At 40.6% G+C, this 24,461-nt stretch carries 20 protein-coding genes; 2 read left to right on the top strand and 18 right to left on the bottom strand.

Features of this window, described 5'->3' with window-relative positions:
- Positions 1-47: 47 nt before the first annotated feature.
- The 18 genes from G613_RS0107335 to G613_RS0107250 all read right to left on the bottom strand — a co-directional run bounded on the left by G613_RS0107335 (position 48) and on the right by G613_RS0107250 (position 23,442).
- Positions 48-893 carry a carbohydrate ABC transporter permease gene (locus G613_RS0107335; protein WP_029232045.1) on the bottom strand — a complete coding sequence of 282 codons (846 nt, stop codon included), beginning with the start codon at positions 891-893 and terminating at the stop codon, positions 48-50.
- Positions 886-1,797, bottom strand: coding sequence for a carbohydrate ABC transporter permease (locus tag G613_RS0107330; protein WP_029232044.1), 912 nt, complete (start codon positions 1,795-1,797; stop codon positions 886-888). The genes G613_RS0107335 and G613_RS0107330 overlap by 8 nt, the downstream gene beginning before the upstream one ends.
- Before the next feature lie 147 nt (positions 1,798-1,944).
- Positions 1,945-3,306, bottom strand: coding sequence for an ABC transporter substrate-binding protein (locus G613_RS0107325; protein WP_029232043.1), 1,362 nt, complete (start codon positions 3,304-3,306; stop codon positions 1,945-1,947).
- A 162-nt stretch (positions 3,307-3,468) separates the two neighbouring features.
- Positions 3,469-4,755: a nucleoside/nucleotide kinase family protein gene (locus G613_RS19660; RefSeq protein WP_029232042.1), complete on the bottom strand. Its 1,287-nt coding sequence runs from the start codon at positions 4,753-4,755 to the stop codon at positions 3,469-3,471.
- Between the two features lie 16 nt (positions 4,756-4,771).
- Positions 4,772-6,472, bottom strand: a complete 1,701-nt coding sequence (locus G613_RS0107315) for an NAD(P)/FAD-dependent oxidoreductase (RefSeq protein WP_029232041.1) — start codon at positions 6,470-6,472, stop codon at positions 4,772-4,774.
- Positions 6,473-6,529: 57 nt separating this feature from the next.
- A complete protein-coding gene (locus tag G613_RS0107310; protein ID WP_029232040.1) occupies positions 6,530-7,831 on the bottom strand; it encodes an aminoacetone oxidase family FAD-binding enzyme in 1,302 nt (433 codons plus the stop codon).
- A 2-nt stretch (positions 7,832-7,833) separates the two neighbouring features.
- Positions 7,834-9,474 carry a polysaccharide biosynthesis C-terminal domain-containing protein gene (locus G613_RS0107305; protein WP_029232039.1) on the bottom strand — a complete coding sequence of 547 codons (1,641 nt, stop codon included), beginning with the start codon at positions 9,472-9,474 and terminating at the stop codon, positions 7,834-7,836.
- Between the two features lie 20 nt (positions 9,475-9,494).
- Entirely contained in the window at positions 9,495-9,998 is a 504-nt protein-coding gene (gene ybeY / locus G613_RS0107300) for an rRNA maturation RNase YbeY (protein WP_029232038.1), read from the bottom strand.
- Positions 9,982-11,193: a hypothetical protein gene (locus G613_RS0107295; RefSeq protein WP_029232037.1), complete on the bottom strand. Its 1,212-nt coding sequence runs from the start codon at positions 11,191-11,193 to the stop codon at positions 9,982-9,984. Before G613_RS0107295 ends, ybeY begins: the two co-directional genes overlap by 17 nt.
- 4 nt (positions 11,194-11,197) lie before the next feature.
- Positions 11,198-12,226 (bottom strand): PhoH family protein, encoded by a 1,029-nt coding sequence (locus G613_RS0107290; protein ID WP_029232036.1) that lies wholly within the window; start codon positions 12,224-12,226, stop codon positions 11,198-11,200.
- 14 nt (positions 12,227-12,240) lie between these two features.
- Positions 12,241-12,723, bottom strand: a complete 483-nt coding sequence (gene rlmH, locus G613_RS0107285) for a 23S rRNA (pseudouridine(1915)-N(3))-methyltransferase RlmH (RefSeq protein WP_029232035.1) — start codon at positions 12,721-12,723, stop codon at positions 12,241-12,243.
- Positions 12,720-13,730 carry a hypothetical protein gene (locus tag G613_RS0107280; protein ID WP_029232034.1) on the bottom strand — a complete coding sequence of 337 codons (1,011 nt, stop codon included), beginning with the start codon at positions 13,728-13,730 and terminating at the stop codon, positions 12,720-12,722. The genes rlmH and G613_RS0107280 overlap by 4 nt, the downstream gene beginning before the upstream one ends.
- 196 nt (positions 13,731-13,926) lie before the next feature.
- Positions 13,927-15,312 carry an NADPH-dependent glutamate synthase gene (gene gltA, locus G613_RS0107275; RefSeq protein ID WP_029232033.1) on the bottom strand — a complete coding sequence of 462 codons (1,386 nt, stop codon included), beginning with the start codon at positions 15,310-15,312 and terminating at the stop codon, positions 13,927-13,929.
- Between the two features lie 43 nt (positions 15,313-15,355).
- Positions 15,356-16,231 (bottom strand): sulfide/dihydroorotate dehydrogenase-like FAD/NAD-binding protein, encoded by an 876-nt coding sequence (locus G613_RS0107270; RefSeq protein WP_029232032.1) that lies wholly within the window; start codon positions 16,229-16,231, stop codon positions 15,356-15,358.
- Between the two features lie 118 nt (positions 16,232-16,349).
- Positions 16,350-17,801 (bottom strand): chitobiase/beta-hexosaminidase C-terminal domain-containing protein, encoded by a 1,452-nt coding sequence (locus G613_RS0107265; protein ID WP_155828046.1) that lies wholly within the window; start codon positions 17,799-17,801, stop codon positions 16,350-16,352.
- Between the two features lie 35 nt (positions 17,802-17,836).
- A complete protein-coding gene (folD, locus tag G613_RS0107260) occupies positions 17,837-18,712 on the bottom strand; it encodes a bifunctional methylenetetrahydrofolate dehydrogenase/methenyltetrahydrofolate cyclohydrolase FolD (RefSeq protein WP_029232030.1) in 876 nt (291 codons plus the stop codon).
- Positions 18,713-18,774: 62 nt separating this feature from the next.
- Positions 18,775-20,451 carry a formate--tetrahydrofolate ligase gene (locus G613_RS0107255; RefSeq protein ID WP_029232029.1) on the bottom strand — a complete coding sequence of 559 codons (1,677 nt, stop codon included), beginning with the start codon at positions 20,449-20,451 and terminating at the stop codon, positions 18,775-18,777.
- 96 nt (positions 20,452-20,547) lie between these two features.
- Positions 20,548-23,442: an FtsK/SpoIIIE family DNA translocase gene (locus G613_RS0107250; protein ID WP_029232028.1), complete on the bottom strand. Its 2,895-nt coding sequence runs from the start codon at positions 23,440-23,442 to the stop codon at positions 20,548-20,550.
- A 116-nt stretch (positions 23,443-23,558) separates the two neighbouring features.
- On the opposite strand from G613_RS0107250, the gene G613_RS0107245 reads away from it, so the two are divergent.
- Together G613_RS0107245 and G613_RS0107240 are read left to right on the top strand one after the other, a co-directional pair.
- On the top strand, positions 23,559-24,128 hold the full coding sequence (locus G613_RS0107245; protein WP_029232027.1) for a hypothetical protein: 570 nt from the start codon (positions 23,559-23,561) through the stop codon (positions 24,126-24,128).
- 88 nt (positions 24,129-24,216) lie between these two features.
- The coding region (locus G613_RS0107240) for a helix-turn-helix domain-containing protein (protein WP_029232026.1) at positions 24,217-24,461 on the top strand (245 nt) is incomplete at its 3' end.

Raw genomic sequence — 24,461 nt, 5'->3', positions numbered from 1 at the left:
AGCGCAAAAACCCCTAAGGTAGGTTTTTCTACCTTAGGGGAAAAATATCAGCCCTTAACAGCACCGCCAATCGTCATGGCGCTTTCTACCTGCTCAGAGAAAATAGAATATACAATGATTGCCGGGAATGAAGCAATTACCATTGTTGCTCCCATTCCGCCCCAGTCTGTGGTGAACTCGCCCTGGAAGAACAAAACTCCAAGTGGCAGGGTCTTGAGCTCTGGGATACTTCCTACAACAACGTTGGCAAGGATAAACTCGTTCCAAGCGTTCAGGAAGATATAAATGATAAGTGTTACTGTAGCAGGTCTTACAAGTGGCTCAATAATCATAAAGAAAGTCTGATAAATGTTTGCGCCATCCATGCAGGCAGCCTCTTCCAGCTCCATAGGAATTCCCTTAAAGAATCCGTAATAAACCATACATGCAAAAGCAAGGTTGATTGCGATATAAGGGAAAATCAGTGACCATCTTGTTCCCATAAGATTAAACTTCTGAACAACCTTAACAACAGGAATCATGATAGCCTGTACAGGAATAAACATTCCAAGTCCAAGGAAAAGTCTTGTAAAGGTCTTGAGCTTCCAAACCATTCTGCTGGTAGCATATGAGAAAAGAAGCGCTGCAAAGATTGTTATTGCAACAGTTCCGATTGAAACGATCAAACTGTTCATAAAGTACAGCGGAACGTCATACTTGGTCCATGCTGTAATATAGTTCTCATAGTGAAGTGGCCAAGGGAAACCAAATGGGTTTGTTACAAAGATTTCCTGATTGGTCTTGAATGAATAAAATAACATCCAGATAAGTGGATACAATGAAAACGCTGCATAAATCCAGCAAAATGCCACAAATATGTAATGCAGTGCTTTATTATTACTGTCCTTACGCATTACGCTTCCTCCTTGCTTTTTCTTCTTCCTTCTTCTGGTCTCTGTCTCTAAAGATAAAGTTGATAACCAGCATTACAAGCATACATTCAATTACCATGACTGATGCAGCAGAAAGACCATAACCATAGTTGGATTTCTTAAAGGCTGCGTTGTACATCATGTAAGTAAGTGTATATGTTGACTTGTTAGGACCACCGCCTGTCAAAATGTTCATCTCAGTGAAGGCTTTGATACCACCTGTAAGCGAAATGATAAGACAGAACTTATATGTCTCAGCAAGAAGAGGAATTGTGATCTTCATATGTGCTCTAACATTTGAGCAGCCATCAATTCTGGCAGCCTCATAGTAATCGGAAGGAATTGACTTGATACCGGCAACGATAAGTGCAAACTGATATCCCATCCACTGCCATGCATTTACAAATGCTATAACATAAATTGCTTTATATCTGTCGCCAAGCCAGTTCTGTTTGAAATCTCCATTCCAGAGCTGTACAACCTTGTTAAGAAGACCATCTCCTGCAAGAATTGCACTCCACAGCTGACATACAACAGTTACAGAAAGAATAACCGGAATGAAGTAAGCGACTCTAAGGAACTTTCTTCCCTTCATCTTCTTATCGGAAATAGTAATTGCAAAGACAGTTGCAAAGAGCATCTGATAAACAGTAATTACTACAGCGAATATGATCTGGTTTCTGTTTGATGTAAAAAATACTCTATCTGTGAACAGGTCAATATAGTTCTTAAGGCCTGTAAAATTCGGAATTGTAAGACCATTCCAGTCAGTAAAACTGTAAGCAAAAACCTGGATGATCGGAATAAAATCAAATGTTATAAAAATTGCAAGGGCCGGCAGAATAAAAAGTAGTATAGCCAGCTTGTTTCCCATGTATTTTTTCATGGTTTTCTCCCTATTTCTTCAGAAAAATAATGTGTTCCCAATACATAATATCTTTTCAAAATTTTGGTGCGGAGCCAGCAGATATAACCCCTTATTCTGCTATAACCCCGCACCATTTTAATTACAAGCCTTCTCTAAAAAGCTTAATTACTCCATTGTATCTTCGATATCCTGGATGAACTCTTCAGCTGTGAACTGTCCTGAAACAAGACCCTGTGACTCAGACTGAATAGCATCGTTAAATGTTGAATTTGTAAGTCCCCATGTGAACTTTGTTGTTGCTGTTACTGAAGGAAGTGTGTCAGAAAGCTTCTGCATCATAGCTGGGAGCTCTGAATCTGACTGAGCGCCAGTGTTAAGAGCAACAAGTGGATTGTGTCTGTACATAACCTTTGCTTCGCAGTACTTCTCTGTGATGAACTCAGCAACTTCTGCAGCGAGCTCAGCATTCTCTGAATCTGGGTTTACAGCAAATCCTGAAGAAGAACCACCGCCTGAGAATACAGCCTTGCCAGCTTCGTATGAAGCAGCATCCTCTGCTGGGTAGAACATCCAGTCAACATCCTCGCCGAGTGCCTTTGTAGCATCCTCGATGTACCACTGACCGTTGATGAACATAGCAGCTTCACCTGAAAGGAACTTCTCAGAAGCCTGATCGTAGTTAGTTGTTGTAGCATCATCCTGGTAGAGGCCTGCAGCAACAAGCTCTTCCATCTTCTTAGCAGCGTTTACATAAGCTTCATCTGTGATTGAAGCAGAGCCCTCATCAAGAGCCTTGATACCGCCAGCTGTGTATCTTGTAGCGATTACGTCATAAGCAGCAGCTGTGTTCCAACCTTCCTGACCGAAAAGTGCAAGAGGTGTGATGCCCTTTGACTTAAATACTTCGATGCAGTTAAGAAGATCGTCATATGTCTCAGGAACCTCAAGGTTGTTCTCTGCAAAGAGAGCCTTATTGTAGTACCAAAGAACATATTCCTGACCTGAGAATGGGAATGCATAAATATTGCCATCCTCTGCATATGCAAGATCCTTGTTAGCGTCATAGAGCTTATCAAGGAAGCCTGTAGACTGAGCTACATCGTTGAGTACCATGATCTGGTTTGACTCACGGAATGTGTTGATAATATCTGTTGAAGCCTGATAGATATCAGGAAGCTGTCCTGTAGCCGCAAGAGTCTTAAGTGTCTGTCCATCATCCTGCGCCTGTACAATGAGGTTAAGCTCAACATTTGGATAAGCCTCTGCAAGTTTCTCTACAGCGTAGTCATAAGGAACCTTTGTATCATCATCTGCATACTGTGTGTAGATTGAAAGTGTTACCTTATCCCCTGAAGCCTCAGCTGTTGTATCAGCTGCCTTCTCTTCTGTCTTAGTTTCAGTAGTTTCTGTCTGTGTCTCAGGTGCAACTGTATCTGTGTTAGCTGCTGGAGCCTGTGAACCACAACCGATAATTGTTGTAGCTGCTACAGTGAGACAAACGAGAGTACTAAGAATTTTCTTTTTCATAATAAAATACCCTTCCCTTCTCTAAATGAGTTAGATTACGGTGAGTGCGACTTTGGAAACTCACCTACCAATTACAGTACTCATTATAGAAAAGTGAAAGGTATAAAAAAATGGAATATTCAAAATTGTTTTTGTAAATTTTGAACTCAAAAATTACAAATTTTAAGAAGTAATAATACGATCAGGTTTTATATCATGCTTCTCCTTATATATCCGTCCGTCATATATCTGGACATCAAAGGCAAGAGCCACAGTATCTAAGTCCTTATTGTCCGCAAGAAAAGTATCATAAAAGCCGCCGTTATAGCCAATTCTGTTCCTATCCTTATCAAAAGCAACACCGGGCATAACAACTAAAGCATCACTCATAGAATCAGTATATATTTTTGAGCCTTCATTTATCTCCGGTTCTCTTATTCCGAAATAGCCTTTTTTAAGATCCTCAAGTGATTCAATTTGGACAAAACTCATTTGTCTGTTAGCCTTATCTGTTACTTTGGGGCAAAACACATTTTTACCTTTGGACCAGGCATCCAGTATGATTTCATCGGTGATCACTTCACTTCCCATGGAAGCATAAATCAATATACTATGGGCCTTCTCATATTCAGGAAGTGCAAGAAGCTTATTTTTAATTATTTCACTCTTTTCTCTTATTTCATCAGGGCCTAGCTTATTTCTCTTTTCAAGAATAAGCTTTCTGATATTTGATTTATCCAGATAATATTCACCTTCATCATCCAGGACAAAGGTTAAATCCGAGATATCTGAATCATTAAGGCACAGGTTTACATTGGCCATATCGCTTGAATCTACAAATTCAGTTGCCTTATCCAAGGTATTTCCACTGGCAGCTTTTCTGGCAATTAGCCTTTCTCTTAGCATATCAGGATCAGCTTTTATAAAAATGGTAAGATCTGAGTATTTCTTTAGATCTCTCCATCCCTCCTGATCAAGTAGAAGATAATTTCCTTCGAGAAAAACTATACTTCCGTCTACAACGACAGCATCTTCAACAGGATTATGTAAAAGCCTGTCATAGACAGGCCAACCAACTTTTTCAGATATAGTTAATTCTTTTATCTTTTCTTCAAATGCTGTTAGATCAAAGGTCTCAGGAGCCCCCTTAATCTCAGCCATAAAAATCTCTCGGCCACATCTCAAAGTCTTGTGGGTATCAAGATACTCCTGACGCCTATGAAAGCCGTCCATTCCAATAGCCTGAGCATTTGTAAAATCAGGGTTTTCTTCGGACAGTTTTTGAAGAAAGCTGCAAAGCGTACTCTTACCTGCACCGGGAGGTGCAGCAACATACACAATAACACGTCTTCCCTTTTCTTTTTGGAGCTTTGTCACTCTTTCAAGCAAGGGAAAAAAAAGTTCTTTTACTGTATTATCACTATAATAAGCATTCACATCGATGCCATTCATGTTAACAAAGTAATTCATATAAAAACCCGTTATATTAATAAGTGTAAGCAGCTATATACTCAGCAATTTTGATTCCATCCATGGCAGCAGACATAATACCACCGGCATATCCTGCACCCTCGCCGCAGGGATAAAGACCTTTAACATTAACAGACTGACAATTATCTCCTCTGTTAATTCTAACCGGTGAAGAGGTTCTGGATTCAACACCTGAAACAAGTGCACCGTCATTGTTATATCCGTGGATAGTTCTGCCGAACTTCTCCATTCCTTCTACAAAAGCAGAGTTCAGATCGTCTGTGAGTATTGTGTGAACATCAGCAAAAACATACTCGCCGCACATGCATGGAGTGTTAATTTTCTCTTCGTTATTTTCATTATCATGTGCTTCATTGCCGGTTCCGGCTTTAGCAACTGCTTTCTTGAAATCGCCGTAATATTCAACCGGAATTTTACCTTTGCCAAGTTCAAAGGCTTTTTTCTCAAGTTTTCTTTGGAACTCAACTCCGGAAAGGATATCATCTGAACCAAAATCTTTGGGATCAACAGTGATGATAATAGCGGAATTAGCGTTATTTCCATCACGTTTACTGTAGCTCATACCATTTACAGCCAGCATACCTTCTTCAGAAGAAGCATTAACAACGTATCCACCGGGACACATGCAGAAAGAATAAACTCCTCTTCCGGAATCAGTGGTTGATGTCAGTTTATATGGTGCAGGTGGAAGCCCTTTTGGATTTTCCATTCCATACTGTGACAGATTAATAAGGCTTTGGGGATGCTCAACTCTAAATCCCACAGCAAAAGGCTTAGGTGCCATATCAATCTTTCTATCCTTAAGCATATAGAAGGTGTCTCTGGCGCTGTGTCCTATTGCAAGTACCACTGTGCTGCAGTTAATTGTATGCTTGGAGTCATCGATATATTCAACGCCTTTAACAGTGCTATCCTCATCAAGAAGTATATCCGTAACCTGGCAGTTGAACTTTACCTCACCGCCACAGGTAATAATCTTTTCTCTCATGTTCTTAACAACATTTCTGAGAATATCAGTGCCGATATGAGGCTTAGCCTCGTAAATAATGTCTTCATTGGCACCATTTTCTACAAAGATCTTAAGAGCCTGTCTTCCTCTTCCATCCTTATCCTTGACCATGGTATTAAGCTTACCATCGGAAAATGTGCCTGCTCCGCCTTCTCCAAACTGAACATTTGTAGAAGTATTAAGCTCTCCGGTTTTCCAGAAATGCTCAACGATTTCAGTTCTTTTATCTACATCGGCGCCTCGCTCAAGTATGACAGGTTTAAAGCCATTCAAAGCAAGCATGTACCCGCAAAAAAGACCTGCAGGGCCAGCACCCACTATTACAATATCTTTGTCTTGATTCGATTTTCCAAAAACTTTATCATCTTCAATAAGATTTTTTCTCATCTTTACCATCTCATTGAAGTTATAGCCACAGTTATCCGTTACGCTGACATTCTTATCTCTGCACTTACTAACAACCTTCTTCTCATCAAGCCCCTTAAGCTTAATATCCACCATATAAATATGGAAAATTTCAGGTTTTTTTCTGGCATCAATAGAATGTCTAATTATCTCAAGCTCAGCTATGTTACCGGGATCAATTCTAAGAATTTTACTGCACTTCTTAGAAAGGATTCCTTTTAATTCTTCATAGCTATGAAATTTATCATCATGTGGAAATTTAATCTGATTAATTCTTATCATTCTTATCTCTCATCATATAGTGCCTTAAACACGGCACGTCTAATTAGCATTACAGCATCATAAGGATGCAACCGTTCCCGCAATACTTCCGCTTGTAAATGCCCATTGAAGGTTATAACCGCCGCATCTGCCATCTACATCCAAAAGCTCACCGATTACAAGAATTCCGTTATGATTCTTTACCGTCATGTCATCCTTAATATCACCAAGGCTGACTCCACCGGATGTAACCTGGGCCTGCTGATATCCGTAGCTCTCAGAAAGCTTCATTCGATAATCCCTGTAGGTAGCAAAAATGCTCTTTACCATGCTCTCTGAGATATTCTTCATTTTCATTGAAGAGCCCATCTTCATGCGCCTAATGATCATGTCATTGATATTACTGTTATAGAAACCATTAAGGAATTCTTTTAAGCTTCTGTCATCCCGTAGTCTTAGCATCTCATTTTCAAGAGCTATAAAGTCGTCCTCATCATAATCTGGGAAAAAATTAATGGAAGCATAAATCGGTTTGCCCTCAGAAAGGAGCTTAACAACCTTACTACTTGCCTGCATAACAGGAATTCCGGATATTCCGTCCTTGGTAAACTGAAGTTCGCCGTATTCTACAGCTATAGCCTCTCCGCCAAGTAAAAAAGAAATCTCTGCAGTACAACGAACACCATTTTCAGGCATGATCTCAGATTCATCGCACTTAAAGCCAACAAGGGCTGGATAAGTATCCTTGATTGTCATTCCAAGCTGCTTGCATATATAGTAGCCATCTCCTGTAGACATGGTACTCTTTGCGCCGCTAAGAGAACCTGTTGCCAGGATAACCTTATCAGCCTCGTAACTATTTAAATTTGTTACAACAGTATAATTTTCGCGCTTATTGTCTACCTTTGCTCCTCTTGTGAGAACTGCTTCTATGTGCCTGGGTTTAATGCTGCCTTCATAAGGTGCCAGATCATTAACCTTTACAGACTTAACCTGCTCACCGTAAATAATCTTTACCCCAAGCCTTTTCAGTTCATTTTCAAAGGCAGTTACAACAGTACCGGCCTGACCTGAAACGGGGTAAAGATATCCATCATCACTTTTAATAACAATTCCAAGGGATTTAAAGAAATTGATGACGTCTAAAACGCCATAAACAGACAACCACTGCTTCATTCTTTTCTCAGCAGAAAGGTTATACATCTTTTCATTCATATTAAGATTGGATAAATTGCATCGTCCATTTCCTGTCATGGAGAGCTTTTTACCCAATTGTGAATTCTTCTCGATAATAGTGACGTCTCCGCCATTTCTTGCCGCATAGATCGCAGCGCACATGCCGGCAGCGCCGCCGCCGGCAACAATAATCTTCTTAGCCAAAACTATTCCTCATAAAAACTGTCGTGCTGAATCCTGGCGGAAAAAGAAACAAATAATCTACCAAGAGGTATGGAGTCAAGCTCATGTGTCCTGACGCCCCTAAGCACAACCATTAAAACCATATAAACAACTGTAAAAATAATTAACCCAATAACTACTGTTAAAATCTCGCCTATAAGATTAACAAAAATCTTATCAATTGCAAGTAAAATAAGTCCTGAAATTCCTGATGCAAAGAATGGAATTCCCACGTTGAAAAGCAAATTCCCTCTAAGCTTTAACATCTTAAGAAGCATAAACATACATAAGATATCATAAACTAGCAAAGCTGCAATTTCAGCAATAACGGTAGTTCTAAGGTTATTGCCCATAAGAATTGATAATAATACTAAAAGTCCTATATGCACAGCCCAGGCAATGGACAGATTAATCGTAAGAAGCGTATTCTTACCCATGTGGTTAAGATGCCATGAAATCATAACTCCAAGAGAAAGAAGTAATATCATGACAGAAGCTAGTCTAAAAAGTCCGCTTATCTCAGCACTGCTTTTACCGAATATTGCAATCTGAATACTGTCTGCCGCTGCAAAAACTGCAATAAACACAGGTATAAGAAGCATATAAGTATAGTGAAGAAGTCTTCTAAGCCTATCCCTGGCCCCTTCAAGCTCATCTCTTTCTATTCTTGCCATAACCCTATTCCAGGACTTAATGAAAGGAATACAGCAAAGGAACGATATCAGAATGACAAATGAAACTATCCGTCCGCCCAAGGCACCATAGCTTTCCATCATGCCATCTGCATTACCCGCTTTTATCTGAAGTAGATTAAAAGTAACATTATCTACCACCAGCATTAAGAGAGCTGACGCATACAGATAAATAATTGGTCTGATGCTTGTGTAAACATCATTTTTATTATCAAGATATCTGGGTGCTCCGTTTTTTACAATCCCCGCTATTTCTTTTTTTCTAAGGGTATAGCTGATAACTATTTGGAAAAATCCTACGAGGGACCCAATAAGTAGTCCTATCATCATTCCGGAGGCTCCGTAAATTGCGCTATACTCATCTCCGTGGAATAGGTCATTAACCTTTTTTCCATAGGTATACATGATCCAGGAAATAATACCTCCTGAAATAAAGGACGTAACTGAAATGAGCAGGTCAGATATTACTATTGGCTTTGTATATCCAAGTCCCTGCAAATAACCTCTAAGTACTCCCTGTGGGCACAACAGTAGCAGACTTGCTGCCACAATAATAAGCTGAAAATATACCTTGCCTGAACCTAAAACATTTCTTGCAATGCTAAAGCTTCCAAGTCCCAGTATTAAAGCCAGAACAATTCCTGCCAGAGAAAACATACGCATGGATCTTTTCATGTTGGTCTCGGCATTAAGGAACTGAGAGCGTCTGGCTCTTAGTCTGACCATTACATAAACTGATTTCTGCGCAGCAAGTACAAACGAAATATACAACAAAAAGAAAAGTGTATTTGGTATTGAGCAAAAACCTGCTCCCATGTCCCCAAATATTCTCACTGATATAATGTTAAAAAACATCATAATACAGATGGACCAAAAGACAGCGGATGTCAAAATATCCGGTCTGATCCTCTTCTCCTCAGTGTAGCTCTTCATACAACGCTCCCTTAAACAAACTAATCTCTTGTAATTCCCAGTGATGTCAAAATGTCATTCTGTTTGCCTTCCATAACCGCAGCCTCGTCTGCCTCCATGTGATCGTAACCACAAAGATGAAGCATGCTGTGGGCTACCAGAAAAGCGAATTCTCTTTTCTCCGAATGACCATATTCCAGAGCCTGTGACCTGACTCTGTTCTCATTTATAACAATATCCCCAAAACTGATATTTCCAGTATCCGGATTAAGAAGATCTATTTTCTGCTCCCCATCAATAACAGAAAAATCTCCGGGTTCTTCATAGCTTACATTGGGAAAAGACAATACATCAGTAGGATTATCAATCTGTCTGAATTCATTGTTGATTTCCCTAATCCCCTCATCATCAGTAATAATAAGGTTTATTTCAACCTCATAAGGGCATTTTTCTTCATCTAAAACTGCCTGGGCGACAGTTTTTCCAAGCTGTTCAATATCAAAGTCAAAGCTGGCGTTTACTTCATTCTCAACGCAAAAAGTCATAATAAAGCTTCTCCTTCTTAAGTATTTTCTTCATTTGATCATATTCTCTAAAGGTAACATCACAGTTTTTAAGTTCACCGTCAGCTTCCTTTTTCTCAAATACCTTATCAATAAGCTGCTCATAATCTATTTTGGCATCTTTATTCTTCTTGATAAGATACATTATAGAACTAATAACGGTCTCTGTAATGCTTATGGTCAGAGCTTCTTTAGACTTGGATTTGGTAGAGGAAGGATCAATATATTCATGTAAAAGAGCTATTGCTTCATCAGGGAAATGATTCTCCTCATAGATATGCTTAACGCTCTCCCAGTCCCCGGCGCCTTCAAGCTTACCAATTCTGTGGTAATATGAGCAGTTTTTTATTGCTCTTGCATTAAAGCCAAGTCCATTTGCAATTCTTTCAGCCAGATATGCTGTGTGAATAGCTTTATAGTACTCATCCTTATCATAGTCCTTGAGCTTAACAAGAAGCGGATATTCAGTGTCATTGATATCCATATACATATCATTTGACTTACGGATAATATAAACTCCGAACATGTTAAGGAATATCAAAAGTATGATCAGATTAAGCATCAAATTAAGTATTGGCAGAATAAGAATGTTGATTGATAACGTTCTATTCTGAAACAACACATTAAAGGCAATAAGTAAAACCGCCTGCATCATAAGAGAAATGGCTACAGGAAAACCAATAGCGGTATTCTCCTTAAGGTCTCTAAGAAGTGCCAGGGCCACTGCTCCTGCAAGGACGTACATGAACAGCTCTCCGAAATTTCCGTTTTCTTCAAGCATAACAGATACAGTAACAAGGCCTGTTCCGGATACAAGGCCAATCTCAGCATTTGAAAAAAGTCCGAGAATTACAAACATGGACATGTATGGCCAGAACTGATTAGGAACAAGGCCAAAAAGACAAGCCAAGACCACAAATATAGCATATACAGCAATAAATCTGTCTTTATGCTTGTAATTGTCGTAAGAAAAGCCCCCTTCTCCTCTTGTGATAGCATCAATCAGCATAAAAATAACAGTGCCTGTAATAATGAGAGATACTATTGTATTTCTAAGGATTGCTTCATAGCTTTTGCCAGTCAGAAAAGAAAAGGCAAAAACACATAATCCGGTAAGTAAAAACAATCCCCCATAATAGAGTTTTATCTTAAAATCTACTTTGTTTTCACTTTCCATGGGTTTAACGTCTCTCCAATTTCTGAATAGATTTCTTTTTCTGCTTGTTTACAGCTTTTTTCTCATAGTCTTCATAAGCCTTTACAATCTTTTGAACAAGCGGATGTCTTACTACATCACTGCTTGTCAGTCTGCAAAAAGCAATATCATCGATTCCCTTAAGAACGCTTTCAGCCACATCCAGACCTGATTTTACGTCAGGTGAGAGATCCTTTTGGGTTGCATCACCGGTGATAATAACCTTTGAGCCAAATCCGATTCTGGTAAGGAACATCTTCATCTGTGCAGGTGTCGTATTCTGTGCCTCGTCAAGAATGATAAATGCATTATCCAGGGTTCTTCCTCTCATATAAGCAAGAGGCGCCACCTCAATAAGACCTTTTTCCATATTCTTGATAAAATTCTCTGTTCCCATTATCTGATATAAGGCATCATAGAGAGGACGAAGATAAGGATCAACCTTGCTCTGAAGATCTCCCGGTAAAAATCCAAGCTTTTCTCCCGCCTCGATAGCAGGTCTTGTCAAAATAATCCTGCTGACTTCTTCTCTCTGAAAAGCAGTGATTGCCATAGCCATTGCAAGATAGGTCTTACCTGTTCCTGCCGGACCAAGTCCGAAGACAATCATTTTATTTCTTATGGCATCAATATACTTCTTCTGACCAAGAGTCTTGGGCTTAATTGGCTTACCTGAAATAGTATGACAAATAACATCCCTGTCTATATCCACAAGGACGTTATCATTAAGACTTTCTTTATCCCTGGCGCTGTCTTCCTTAAGAGAAATGGCATAATCAACGCTCTGCTCTTCTATACTGGTACCGCGTCTTGAAAGCTGTACAAGCTCCCTGATAATACCCGAGGCCTTGTTTGCACCTTCCTTGTCGCCAATTATGTGAAGCTCTCCATTTCTGTCAATTATCTCTACATGAAGGCTCTTTTCTATCTTACGAATATAGCTGTCATTGCCCCCAAAAATGTTTCTCTCGTCCTCAGCTGTAAGAGCTAATGACAATTCAGTAATCTCACTCATTCAATAATCCCCAACTATTTATGATAAGGTTCACCGCGGTTTATACGGTAACCTCTGTAAATCTGCTCCAGCAGAATAACACGCATCATCTGATGCGGAAATGTCATATCAGAAAAACTGATCTGGCTGTTTACCTGTTTAAATACTGACTCATGAAGTCCCAAAGAGCCTCCGATTATAAACTGTATGTGACTTACTCCTGACACCCCTTTATCCGCAATAAATTCAGCAAAGCCTTCAGATGAATATCTTTTCCCGCCAATGGCAAGTGCACACACATATGCACCGGGATCAATATTTTGAAGTATTCTGTCTCCCTCTTTTTTCTTGATCTGCTCTTCTATGGCAGGAGGCGCATTATCAGGAGTTTTCTCATCGGGTACTTCAATAATATTTATCTTACAATATCTGGATAGTCTTTTGGAATACTCTGAAATAGCGTCATTCCAATATTTTTCTTTGATCTTACCTACACAAATAATGCTGATAGTACTCATCTTTTAACTGTTCCACCTGTTATAATACCGGTTACGCCGTTATCAATAATCTTCTTTTCATTCATGTACAGCAGATTTGATGGATTTTCTCTTTCTGAAAGTACAGGAATTCTTCCCTTGGCATCAAGGGTTGTGTTAAGTACCTGAATCCAATTGCCGCTATCACAGGTGCCAAGCCATTCCTTGGTGTCATAGTTCTTATCAACGGTAATTATATACATTTCGCCTGTATAATAGCCGTTAGAAAAACAACCGATGGCATTCTGAAGATATATATCCTCGTAGTTCATGTAGTCAGGATTATAGTCATAGTGTTCCTGTCCCTGACCATTTGGCTTATCGTCTACCCATTCACCTGTGTACAAATGCTCTGTTACTACATACTGGCTGTAGGATGGATAAAAGCATACCCACTTACCGGATCCTGAACGTAGTCCATCCTTCCAATGTCCATAGTAATACTGGTCATCACCATAAACTGCAATGCCGTTTCCATCAGGAAGACCATCCGCATTAACTTCACCATAATAATAAAAATCATTACTTCCGGATAAAGAAAGGGACATTGCCTCAAATCTGTCTAAGTGCGCCAGATCTCTGACTGCTTCATCATTACCCTGTTCCCAATAGGTCAGCATTTCCTTAAGCTGAGCATTGGTGTCATAGGTTATTTTCTTATAAACATCCTTAAGAACAGCTCCTTTGGTCTCATAAAAGCTGTTTCCTGATACTGTTCCCTTCTTGGAATTAACGTACTCAGAATATGGTATAGATGATGTACTCTCAGTTGCAGCATCTTCAGATGAAGCATCCAAAGACGCATGGTCTCCCGCTTTGTCAGCTTCTACCAGACTGGAAGCATATTCTGTAATGTTGTCATTAAGAGCCTTTTCATCACTTTTAGAATCCTTGACCCCCGACAAAGCCAGAAACAATACAAGTATCAGTAGTATAAGTCCTGCAATTCCTGCAGTTATCGCGATTTTTATCTTTTCTTCTTTTTCCATATCCACTCTCCAAACAAATCTTATTGTATCATATTTGCTACTCTATTTCTCATACTACACAAGAATTCTTAAGATTTACCATCGAAATTTCTTAAGATTTTATGTATGTCGAAATATAGATTATTAATAGTTGTTTTTGCATATAAAAAGAGATGTCTGATTGGACATCTCTTTTGCACATATTCAAATATGATAATTATTTCTGAGAAAGATATTCGTCGATACCTTTTGCAGCAGCTTTACCAGCACCCATTGCAAGGATTACAGTAGCAGCACCTGTTACGGCATCTCCACCTGCAAATACACCTGCCTTAGATGTCTGTCCGTTCTCTTCCTGAGCAACGATGCACTTTCTGCGATTAACTTCAAGGCCATCTGTTGTAGAAGAAATAAGTGGATTAGGTGATGTACCAAGAGACATGATTACTGCATCACATTCAATATCAAACTCAGAACCTGGAACCTCTACAGGGCTTCTTCTTCCTGACTCATCAGGCTCGCCAAGCTCCATTCTGATACATGTAATTCCTGTTACCCATCCGTTCTCATCAGCGTGGATCTCAACAGGATTTGTAAGAAGATCAAAAATGATTCCTTCTTCCTTAGCATGTCCAACTTCCTCTTTACGTGCAGGAAGCTCTTCCTCACCACGACGATATACTACGTGAACCTCTGCACCAAGACGAAGAGCTGTTCTTGCAGCGTCCATAGCAACGTTACCGCCACCAACTACAACGCACTTCTTGGGTCTCATGATAGGTGTTCTTGAGTTCTCATCAAATGCCTTCATAAGATTGCTTCTTGTAAGGAACTCATTAGCTGAGAATACACCCATTGCCTGCTCGCCGGGAATATTCATGAATCTTGGAAGTCCGGCACCTGAGCCAATGAATACTGCCTCAAATCCCTCTTTTTCCATAAGTTCATCTATAGTTACTGACTTACCGATTACTACGTCTGTCTCAAGCTTAACGCCAAGAGATTTAACGTTCTCAATTTCCTTCTTAACTACAGCATCCTTAGGGAGACGGAACTCAGGAATACCATATACAAGAACTCCACCTGCCTCATGAAGAGCCTCAAAAATTGTTACATCATAACCCATCTTGGCAAGATCTCCTGCGCAAGTAAGACCTGAAGGACCTGATCCGATGATAGCAACCTTCTTGCCCTTCTTCTCCTTGGCACCTTCCGGCTTGATTCCAAGCTCTCTAGCTGTATCAGCAACGTATCTCTCAAGCTTACCGATTGAAACGGCATCGCCCTTTATTCCTCTTACGCACTGTCCTTCACACTGGCTCTCCTGAGGGCAAACACGACCGCATACTGCAGGAAGTGCACTTGACTTACTGATAGTCTGGTAAGCACCCTCGACATCACCCTCTTTAACCTGCTGAATAAATGCAGGAATATCGATTGAAACAGGACACCCCTGAACACACTTAGGGTTCTTACAGTTAAGGCAACGCTGTGCCTCGCTTTCAGCTTCTTCTTTATTATATCCAAGGCATACTTCCTGGAAATTAGTAGCACGAACCTTGGCATCCTGCTCACGAACAGGAACTCTTACAAATCCATCCATCTGTATATTCTCCTATATAATCAACTGTTTTAGTTAAATGAAATTACTCGCAGTTACCACATCCGCCGTGGTGTGTGTCACCTTCCTGAGCCTTGAGCATGAGTCTGCCTTCCTCAGTCTTGTAAAGCTTCATTCTGTTCATAGCCTGGTCGAAATCAACCTTGTGTCCGTCAAACTCAGGTCCGTCAACACATGCAAACTTAACTTCACCGCCAACTGTGAGACGACAAGCACCACACATTCCTGTTCCGTCAACCATAATTGGATTCATGCTGACAATTGTAGGAATACCAAGTTCCTGTGTAAGCTTACATACAAATTTCATCATGATCATAGGTCCGATAGCTACGCAGTGATCATACTTATTTCCTTCATCCCAAAGGTCCTGAAGTGCCTTGGTAACCATACCGCTTCTTCCATAAGAACCATCATCTGTTGTGATATGAAGGTTACAAACTGCCTTAAATCTATCCTCGAGAATAACCAGGTCTTTGGTCTTGGCGCCAATGATAACATCGCAATCTACGCCATGCTCTTTAAGCCATTTAGCCTGTGGATATACAGGAGCTGTGCCAACACCACCTGCAATGAATACGATTTTCTTTTTCTTAAGCTCATCTATACTCTCTTCGCAAAGATCTGAAGGTTTGCCAAGAGGTCCAACAACATCTGCAAGATGGTCGCCGGCCTTAAGCTTACCAAGTTTCATGGTCTCAGCGCCAATAGCCTGAGCTACTATCTCAACTGTGCCCTTTTCTCTGTCATAATCACAAATGGTAAGAGGAATTCTCTCACCTTCCTCATCTACACGGATAATAAGAAACTGCCCAGGTAAACATGCCTGTGCAACACGTGGAGCTTCTACTATCATCTGAAAAATATTAGTAGTAAGCTCATTAGCCTCTAAAATCTTGAACATACAAATCCTCCTACCTACATTATCTGCAAAGGCAATCAAAAGATTGCCCTCAATGTTTCAATAATAAAATATAGTTCCTAAAATTTCAATCTTTATTTCTTTAAACTGCTAAAGTATTTTATCTATTGGATATTTTTATAAGTGTATATTTCCCACTGGAATCATAGCCTAGTCTGTTTACGGAACCGTCGTGAGTATTTACAGCATATAAAAGTCCGGTTGGTGTGGATACGCCATCATTTGAAACGTGATTTTCAACAACTACGTAATATTCTCCTGCACCCTCAATCTCAATTTCTGAGTTGTAGATATACTCGTTATGTCCCTCTATTCCTCTTACCTTACCTGTATTGTCCAGAAGAATATCAAGTCTTACAAGAGTAGAAACAAGGCTGTTTACAGCCTGCTCTTTGGAAATAAGCCTTGTGAAAACCAGATGGTAATCCCTCTCTACTATTTCACTCATCACACCTTCACTGTCAATTGCAACGAACTTATAATGTGATGTTCCAACAGGCATGGTGATAGGTGAAATGTACTGCTTGGACTCTACAGTGGGGTCTGATCCATCCGTAGTATAAAAAATAGTACATCCGGCATCAGCCACTGCTACAATCATGGTGTTTTGATTGTAATCACCACTTGGCTCCATTATTTCAGGAGGTGATGGAATGCCCTTATTAACTATATATTTTTCCTCGGCAACCGCACTGGAGATACCATATTTATTAAAAGTAGCCGCTTTAATAAGGTATTCGCCCTCTTCATCAAGGACAATTTCATTCTCATAAAGAATACTTGACTGACTGGGGTCTCCATCATTCACAGTGTAATACGTAGAATCTCCATCCTCCTTGGATTGCGGAAGGAGTGCCACCACAACAATGTCATCAAACTCCCCTCCTGCAACACCCATCTGAGGAGCTTTGGGAATATACTTACCCCGAAGTTCCGCTGCAGCAGCGTTGTCTGTAGCAGATAAAAGCTCTGCTATCTTGTCATAGGACTGTTCCTGCTCATAAATGGATATCATACTCTCATAAGCAGCAATAACCTTGTCTTCTGAAAAACGACCTGTATCAGTAATTTTCAAAAGAGACTCAACCGCTTTATCTGAATCCCCCATCTCAAGATAGTAATCAGATAATCTGTATATAATATCTGTATTCTCGGGAAGCTGAACGTTACCTTCAATCAGGTACTCTATAGCCTTATTCATGCTTCCGGAGCTCTTGGCTTTTTCAGCTTTTCTGATGTAATAATAAGATGACTTATCACTAAAGAGTGTAAATAACATGAACGCCAAAAGAAGAACCAAAACTACTCCGACGCACACCAAAATCACAGGGCGTCTTTTTTCCAGCTTTTCAAAAAACTCCCTGCGCTTTCTGGTTCTTTCTTCCTTGAGACGTTCTTCTTTATTGAGTTCATCCGCAACAGAAGAAAGTGTTTCGTTTATTTCATTTTCTACTTCAGGCTCAAATTCCGGAACAAAGTTAATTTCTGTACCGCAATTGTCGCAGTACATATGTCCTTCCGGAATTTCAAGACCACAGTTTGGACATTTCACTAGAATTACTTTCTCCCAAAATAAAACTTATCTTATCACTTAATGTTGCTGTTATTCATTCTCATAACAGCACTTTCATAACAGTTATTCATGAGCATGGCAATTGTCATAGGTCCTACACCGCCTGGAACCGGCGTAATTGCACTGGCTATTTCCGCAACCTCGTCATAAACCACATCGCCGCAAAGCTTACCTTCGGCATTTCTGTTAATTCCAACATCAATGACAACGGCACCTTCTTTGACAAAATCCTTAGTAATAAATCCGGCTTTACCAATAGCTGAAATCAGAATATCTGCCCTCTTACATACATTGGCAAGATCCTTGGTTTTTGAATGAGTGACGGTTACAGTTGCATTTTCTCTCAGCATCAAAAGAGCCATAGGCTTACCAACAATATTGGATCTACCTACAATGACGCATTCTTTGCCTGCTATATCTATTTGGCCGTCGCACCCTCTCTTAAGAAGCTGGATAACACCGGCAGGAGTACAAGATACAAATCCTTGTTCTCCTATGCAAAGTGCACCAACGTTCATTGGATGAAAGCCATCCACATCTTTACTTGGGTCAATAGCATCAATCACAGCTTTCTCATTAATGTGTTTTGGAAGAGGCATCTGTACAAGAATACCGTCTACATTTTCTCTGCCATTGAGTTCCTCAATGAGCTTCAAAAGTTCTTCCTGTGAAGTTTCCTCAGGAAGCTCATAGGATAATGAATTATAACCGATGTACTCACAGGCCTTCTTTTTATTACGAACATAAACCTGAGAAGCAGGATCTTCGCCTACAAGAACTACTGCAAGCGTAACTTCTATACCTTTTTCTTTAAGCGCAGCTGTCTTTTCTTTAAGTTCATCCTTGATTTGCTGTGAAATAGCTTTTCCATCTATTATTGTTGCACTCATAAAACCTCTCCTAATTCATATATATTAAGTGATATCTGTTGAACTTCTGGCTGCTATATCACTCAGAAAAGGCCTGAAATCTTGCCCTCTAAATCTACATCAATATCATAAGCAGCCGGATGCTTAGGAAGTCCGGGCATTGTTACGATTGAGCCGGTAAGCGCAACCACAAATCCTGCTCCTGCAGAAACATAAGCTTCACGAACAGTGATATTGTAATTTGTTGGTCTTCCCAGCATGTTAGGATCATCAGATAATGAATACTGAGTTTTTGCCATACATACAGGGAGCTTGCCAAATCCCATCTCTTCAATTTTTGCAAGCTGTTTAGCTGCAGCAGGAGCAAAAGTAACTCCATCCGCACCATATATCTTGGTTGCAACAGCCTCTATCTTCTCCTTGAGAGAAAGATCATCCCCATAAATAGGAGCATAATTACTTGGTTTATTCTCAAGGGTATCGATTACTTCCTTGGCCAGAGCTTCTCCGCCTTCTCCGCCCTTAGCCCATACTTCTGAAAGAGCGAACTTGCAGTCTCTGTCCTCGCAGAATTTCTTGACGAAATCCATCTCTGCCTGTGTATCTGTAAGGAAAGAGTTAAGTGTTACTACAACAGGAACTCCGTACTGCTGAATGTTTTCAATGTGCTTTTCAAGGTTTACGATACCTTTCTTAAGAGCCTCAAGATTTTCCTCGCCGAGATTTTTCTTGTCTACACCACCATTATATTTAAGTGCTCTGATAGTAGCTACAAGAACTACAGCATCAGGCTTAAGTCCAGCCATTCTGCACTTGATATCAAGGAACTTCTCAGCTCCAAGATCTGCACCGAATCCAGCCTCAGTAACAGTGATATCCGAAATTCCAAGAGCTGTCTTGGTGGCTCTTACTGAGTTACATCCATGGGCAATATTTGCAAATGGGCCGCCATGAATGATTACAGGTGTATGCTCAAGGGTCTGTACAAGGTTAGGCTTGATAGCATCCTTTAAAAGAGCTGCCATAGCGCCTACTGCCTGAAGCTGTCCTGCTGTTACAGGCTCTCCGTCTCTTGTATATGCTACGATAATTCTGGAAAGTCTCTTTTTAAGATCATCCATATCATCTGCAAGACATAAAATAGCCATGATTTCAGATGCAACAGTGATTACGAAATGGTCTTCTCTCGGTACACCGTCAGCTTTGGCACCAAGGCCAACAACGATATTTCTGAGAGCTCTGTCATTCATATCTACAGCTCTTTTCCAAATTATCTGTCTTGTATCGATACCAAGCTCATTGCCCTGCTGAATATGATTATCGATAATAGCAGCCAGAAGGTTATTGGCTGAAGTAATTGCATGGAAATCACCTGTGAAATGAAGGTTAATATCCTCCATAGGAACTACCTGAGCGTAACCGCCGCCGGCAGCACCACCTTTAATTCCAAAACAAGGTCCAAGAGATGGCTCACGAAGTGCGATCACTGTCTTGTGACCAAGTCTGTTAAGAGCATCACCAAGACCAACGCTGGTAGTTGTCTTACCTTCTCCTGCGGGGGTTGGGTTAATAGCTGTTACAAGAACAAGCTTGCCTCTTTTGCCCGATTGAGCTTTTTTAACATATTCTTCAGACAATTTTGCCTTGTACTTGCCATAGTATTCAAGGTCATCCTCTGTGATTCCAAGCTTCCCAGCAACGTCTCTGATGTGAAGCATGGTTGCTTCCTGTGCAATTTCAATATCACTCTTTACAGCCATTCAAAACTCCTTCCGCGACTTGCGCAACAAAACTACTTTCTCTTCCCTTTTAGTTACTATATCTATAATTCATAACGAATTATATTCAAAAAGATATCATCCGGCCTGAGAATTTAAGTATTCCTCAAACTGAGTCTTGGTCATAAGTACCTTTCTTGGCTTAGTACCTTCTTCATCGCCGACAACTCCTGCCTCGCAAAGCTGATCCATAATTCTGGCGGCTCTGTTAAAGCCAATCTTAAAGGCACGCTGAAGCATTCCGATAGAAGCTTTTTCTTTTTCTATTATTATATTTCCTGCCTGAACAAAGTATTCATCCCTGCCGGAATCGGAATCTCCACCAAAACCGCCACCGGATGATCCACTACTTTGCATGCTGTTTATCTGATTTTCTATATCCTCGCCATAAGAAGATTCTATGTTCTGTCCTCTGAGGAAATCAGTAACCGCCTGAACTTCCTTGTCAGATACAAAGGCACCCTGAACTCTGGCTGGCTTCGTATAGCCCTGAGGATAGAATAACATATCACCTTTACCAAGAAGCTTCTCGGCACCGTTTATATCAAGAATGGTTCTTGAATCCACACCGCTTGATACAGCAAATGCCACGCGGCTTGGCATGTTTGCTTTGATAAGACCAGTGATAACATCAACCGAAGGTCTCTGAGTTGCAATGATAAGGTGGATACCTGCAGCTCTTGCCAGCTGTGTAAGTCTGCAGATAGCATCCTCAACTTCGTTGGCAGATACCATCATAAGGTCAGCAAGCTCATCTACGATAACAACTATCTGAGGAAGAACCGGCATATCAGGATCATCCTTATCCTTGGCAAGCTTGTTGTAACCCTTAAGGTCTCTCACTCCGTTGTCAGCAAATTTCTTGTATCTGTTGGTCATTTCTGCCACTGCCCAGTTAAGTGCAGCTGCAGCCTTCTTGGGATCTGTAACAACAGGAATCATCAGATGAGGTATTCCGTTATATACACTAAGCTCAACAATCTTAGGGTCAATCATGATCATCTGAACTTCTTCAGGCTTAGCCTTATAAATAAGGCTCATGATGATGGTGTTGATACATACTGACTTACCTGAGCCTGTAGCTCCGGCAATCAAAAGATGTGGCATTTTGGCAATATCTGCAACAACCGTTTTACCAGCTATATCCTTACCAACTGCGAAAGCAAGCTTGGACTCGAACTCTTTGTACTCAGTGGATTCAAAAAGATCTCTAAGAGCAACTGCCTGGTTTTCCTTATTGGGGACCTCGATACCTACAGCAGCCTTACCTGGGATCGGAGCTTCAATTCGAATGTCCTTGGCCGCAAGATTCATCTTGATATCATCAGCAAGGTTAACTATCTTATTAACTCTGACACCTGCTTCAGGCTGCAACTCAAATCTGGTAACAGCAGGGCCCTGGCTTATATCAGTTACCGTAACATTTACGCCAAAAGTTCCAAGAATCTCCTGAAGTTTAAGCGCAGTCTCCTTGAGCGTTCTGGCTGAATCAGAGTTCTTATTTCTGCTTCCCTTCTCCAAGAGACTGATTGGAGGGAACTTGTAAGCCTTAGGAATAGCCTTCTTGTGAGCCTCAATCTCTTTTTCCATTCCGGGACTTGTAGTGTGTGGTCCAGGCCCAACAGAAGATACACTGGATGGCGCGCTGTTATTAATTCGGGAATCGGCAGAGGCGCTTCTGCTGACATGATCCTGAGCATGGATCACATAGTCACCGTTCATTCCGTTTCCAAGGTCCTCAGCATGAATAGGTACATCCGGCAGGATGTCATCTTCAAATTCATAGGAGCCTGCTCTTGCCACAAGCTTAGAGGTGGACTGCTCCGGATTCTGCGGTATTAATATAGGCTGATTTGAAGCAATGTTTTCTCTGGCTGCAGAGCTGCTGCGGCTTGTAATAGGAATTATATTATCAGAGGAAACCTCATGAATATCATTTTCCTCATCTTCTTCATCCTCGTCGTAATCATCATATCCCATGCCATGGATAACCGGGCCTGTTCGAAGAACATGCTGACCATCCGGCTCCACATCTGTTTCGATGCCTTTATTAAGTATTATTTCATGGATATCATCACTGATTTCATCCTCAGGAATAAATACGTTCTTATTGGATGAGGGATCAAAATCAGAATGAACAACAGGTTCCTGTGTTTCTTCTTCATCTTTGGAAAGAGCTGTATCCAGCATAACACCGCTGACTTTCTTTTCCATTCGAAGAATCTTTTCGTCCTCTTTCTGTTCGATAGCCAGTCTCTTTTCCTCTTCAATTCTGGCTCTGCGCTCTTCCATCTTCTCACGGCGCTTCTCAGCATAGTCCCTATAGTTCTCGGTTTCCTGTCTGGTCTTCTCTATAAGTCTTCTGCCGCCTTTCTTGATACCACCAACAAATGAATGCTGAGTAAAGATAACAAGACTTGCAATGCCCAAAACCAGCAAAAGCAGTATTGTACCAACAAGTGAAAGATACTTGTAGCACAAATAAGCAAGGGAGCCTGCGAAAAATCCGCCTCCATTGCGAGCTGAGCTTGCAGCAGTATAAATGCCTGCAACATCATAAGCTTCTGCTCCCTGAGCTCTTCCTGTAATAAGCTCCGCAAGCATACCAATTATTAAAAACAAAACTATTCCAGAAACAATCTTCCGAACGGAAGCATTAGAACCAAAATTAGCTATGCCAATAAGCACAGAAACAGCAGCCACAATTGGCGCAATATACGCAGTAAAGCCAAACAGTCCGAATAACACACTGCTGACCGCATTGCCAAAGCTGCCACATATTCCAAAATTGCACAGGAAAAGAAAAATTGCCAGCGCAACAGCTGCAATTACTATAATCTCGCTCTTAAGAGAATAGTCTATCTCCTCTTCCTTGATAGGTTTCCTTCTGGGACTCTTAGCTCCTGAATTGCTACGAGAATTCCCCTTTGAAGTTTTCCTATTGGTATTTCCCCTCTTGTTACCAGTTGCCATTTTTTACCCACCAAAACTTTTATAAAGATTGCAAAACTCTAATAAGTATACCATTTTTAGAGTCTTTGTGCTATACTAACTACGGATTTTAGGTTTCGTATAAAAAGGAGAAAAGAATGGAATTCAAACAGGAATTAGAAACTGGCAGCTTTAAGGTTGTTGGCAATACAGAATCTTCTCTCAAGATAAAGGAAGTTGCAGAGAAGTGCAGACTTGTTAAGTCAGATAATGGTGTTAAGGTTGAGCTTGCTTATACAGGCCCTAACGCCAGCAAATACATGCAGTATGTTGAGAAGCACAAGGAAGAGCTTACAAAGTATCTCATGAACCCGGATGAAGCAGATCTCTTCGAGTGGATGGAGTTATCTCACCAGACACCTACTTCACTTAAAAAGCATGAGAAGGAAAAACTCATCCTCTATGTTGGTTTTGATCCTGAGACACGTCAGATGCTCACAGGTATTGCAGATGAAAATGTAACCTTAAAGCTTGGTGTACCTCTTATGGAAATTAACATTGATGAGCTCACAAGAGAAGAATTCAAGCTCAAGATTTACGACATGCTTCTTCTTGCAGATGAAATTGCTGTTCTTATGGGCAATGCTGATCTTCGTAAGATGGCAAATATTCAGATTGTTAAGACTTATCTTTCAGAGATTTACGATAAGTTCCATGAGAATCCATAACTTATGATTAATAAAAGGACCTGCATTGATATGATTCCCCTAAAGTAGACAATGGAAATAACCAAAGTCTCCTTTAGGGGGATTTTTTATGGCCAAAAAGAAACATTCTGTCGAGTGGATGCTCGAAAGAGTAAATGAATATCTTAATGGTGAAGGCTCATATGATTCTATTGCCAAAGCGAATGGGATAGGGTATGCCACCCTTGTGAGATGGGTTGCTGCATATCGTTTTCGCGGAATTGAAGCTTTTTCTGAAAGCGGCGGTAATAACAGCTACAGTAGTACATTTAAAGTATCTTGCGTAGAAGCAGTGTTAAGTGGAATCTTGTCTGT

The sequence above is a fragment of the Butyrivibrio sp. VCB2006 genome (genome assembly GCF_000420945.1).
In the GTDB taxonomy this organism is placed as follows: domain Bacteria; phylum Bacillota; class Clostridia; order Lachnospirales; family Lachnospiraceae; genus Butyrivibrio.
Note: the sequence above shows the minus strand (reverse complement) of the source record. Positions and strands in the feature narration are given on the sequence as shown.

Excerpts from the sequence above, each read along its gene's own strand:
- ybeY (WP_029232038.1), bottom strand. The coding sequence starts at position 9,998 with ATGACTTTTTGCGTTGAGAATGAAGTAAACGCCAGCTTTGACTTTGAT.
- G613_RS0107325 (WP_029232043.1), bottom strand. The coding sequence starts at position 3,306 with ATGAAAAAGAAAATTCTTAGTACTCTCGTTTGTCTCACTGTAGCAGCT.
- G613_RS0107255 (WP_029232029.1), bottom strand. The coding sequence starts at position 20,451 with ATGGCTGTAAAGAGTGATATTGAAATTGCACAGGAAGCAACCATGCTT.
- gltA (WP_029232033.1), bottom strand. The coding sequence starts at position 15,312 with ATGGATGGATTTGTAAGAGTTCCTGTTCGTGAGCAGGATGCCAAGGTT.
- G613_RS0107250 (WP_029232028.1), bottom strand. The coding sequence starts at position 23,442 with ATGGCAACTGGTAACAAGAGGGGAAATACCAATAGGAAAACTTCAAAG.
- rlmH (WP_029232035.1), bottom strand. The coding sequence starts at position 12,723 with ATGAGTACTATCAGCATTATTTGTGTAGGTAAGATCAAAGAAAAATAT.
- folD (WP_029232030.1), bottom strand. The coding sequence starts at position 18,712 with ATGAGTGCAACAATAATAGATGGAAAAGCTATTTCACAGCAAATCAAG.
- G613_RS0107315 (WP_029232041.1), bottom strand. The coding sequence starts at position 6,472 with ATGATAAGAATTAATCAGATTAAATTTCCACATGATGATAAATTTCAT.
- G613_RS0107335 (WP_029232045.1), bottom strand. The coding sequence starts at position 893 with ATGCGTAAGGACAGTAATAATAAAGCACTGCATTACATATTTGTGGCA.
- G613_RS0107290 (WP_029232036.1), bottom strand. The coding sequence starts at position 12,226 with ATGAGTGAGATTACTGAATTGTCATTAGCTCTTACAGCTGAGGACGAG.
- G613_RS0107330 (WP_029232044.1), bottom strand. The coding sequence starts at position 1,797 with ATGAAAAAATACATGGGAAACAAGCTGGCTATACTACTTTTTATTCTG.
- G613_RS0107305 (WP_029232039.1), bottom strand. The coding sequence starts at position 9,474 with ATGAAGAGCTACACTGAGGAGAAGAGGATCAGACCGGATATTTTGACA.
- G613_RS19660 (WP_029232042.1), bottom strand. The coding sequence starts at position 4,755 with ATGAATTACTTTGTTAACATGAATGGCATCGATGTGAATGCTTATTAT.
- G613_RS0107270 (WP_029232032.1), bottom strand. The coding sequence starts at position 16,231 with ATGTTCAAGATTTTAGAGGCTAATGAGCTTACTACTAATATTTTTCAG.
- G613_RS0107280 (WP_029232034.1), bottom strand. The coding sequence starts at position 13,730 with ATGGAAAAAGAAGAAAAGATAAAAATCGCGATAACTGCAGGAATTGCA.
- G613_RS0107295 (WP_029232037.1), bottom strand. The coding sequence starts at position 11,193 with ATGGAAAGTGAAAACAAAGTAGATTTTAAGATAAAACTCTATTATGGG.
- G613_RS0107245 (WP_029232027.1), top strand. The coding sequence starts at position 23,559 with ATGGAATTCAAACAGGAATTAGAAACTGGCAGCTTTAAGGTTGTTGGC.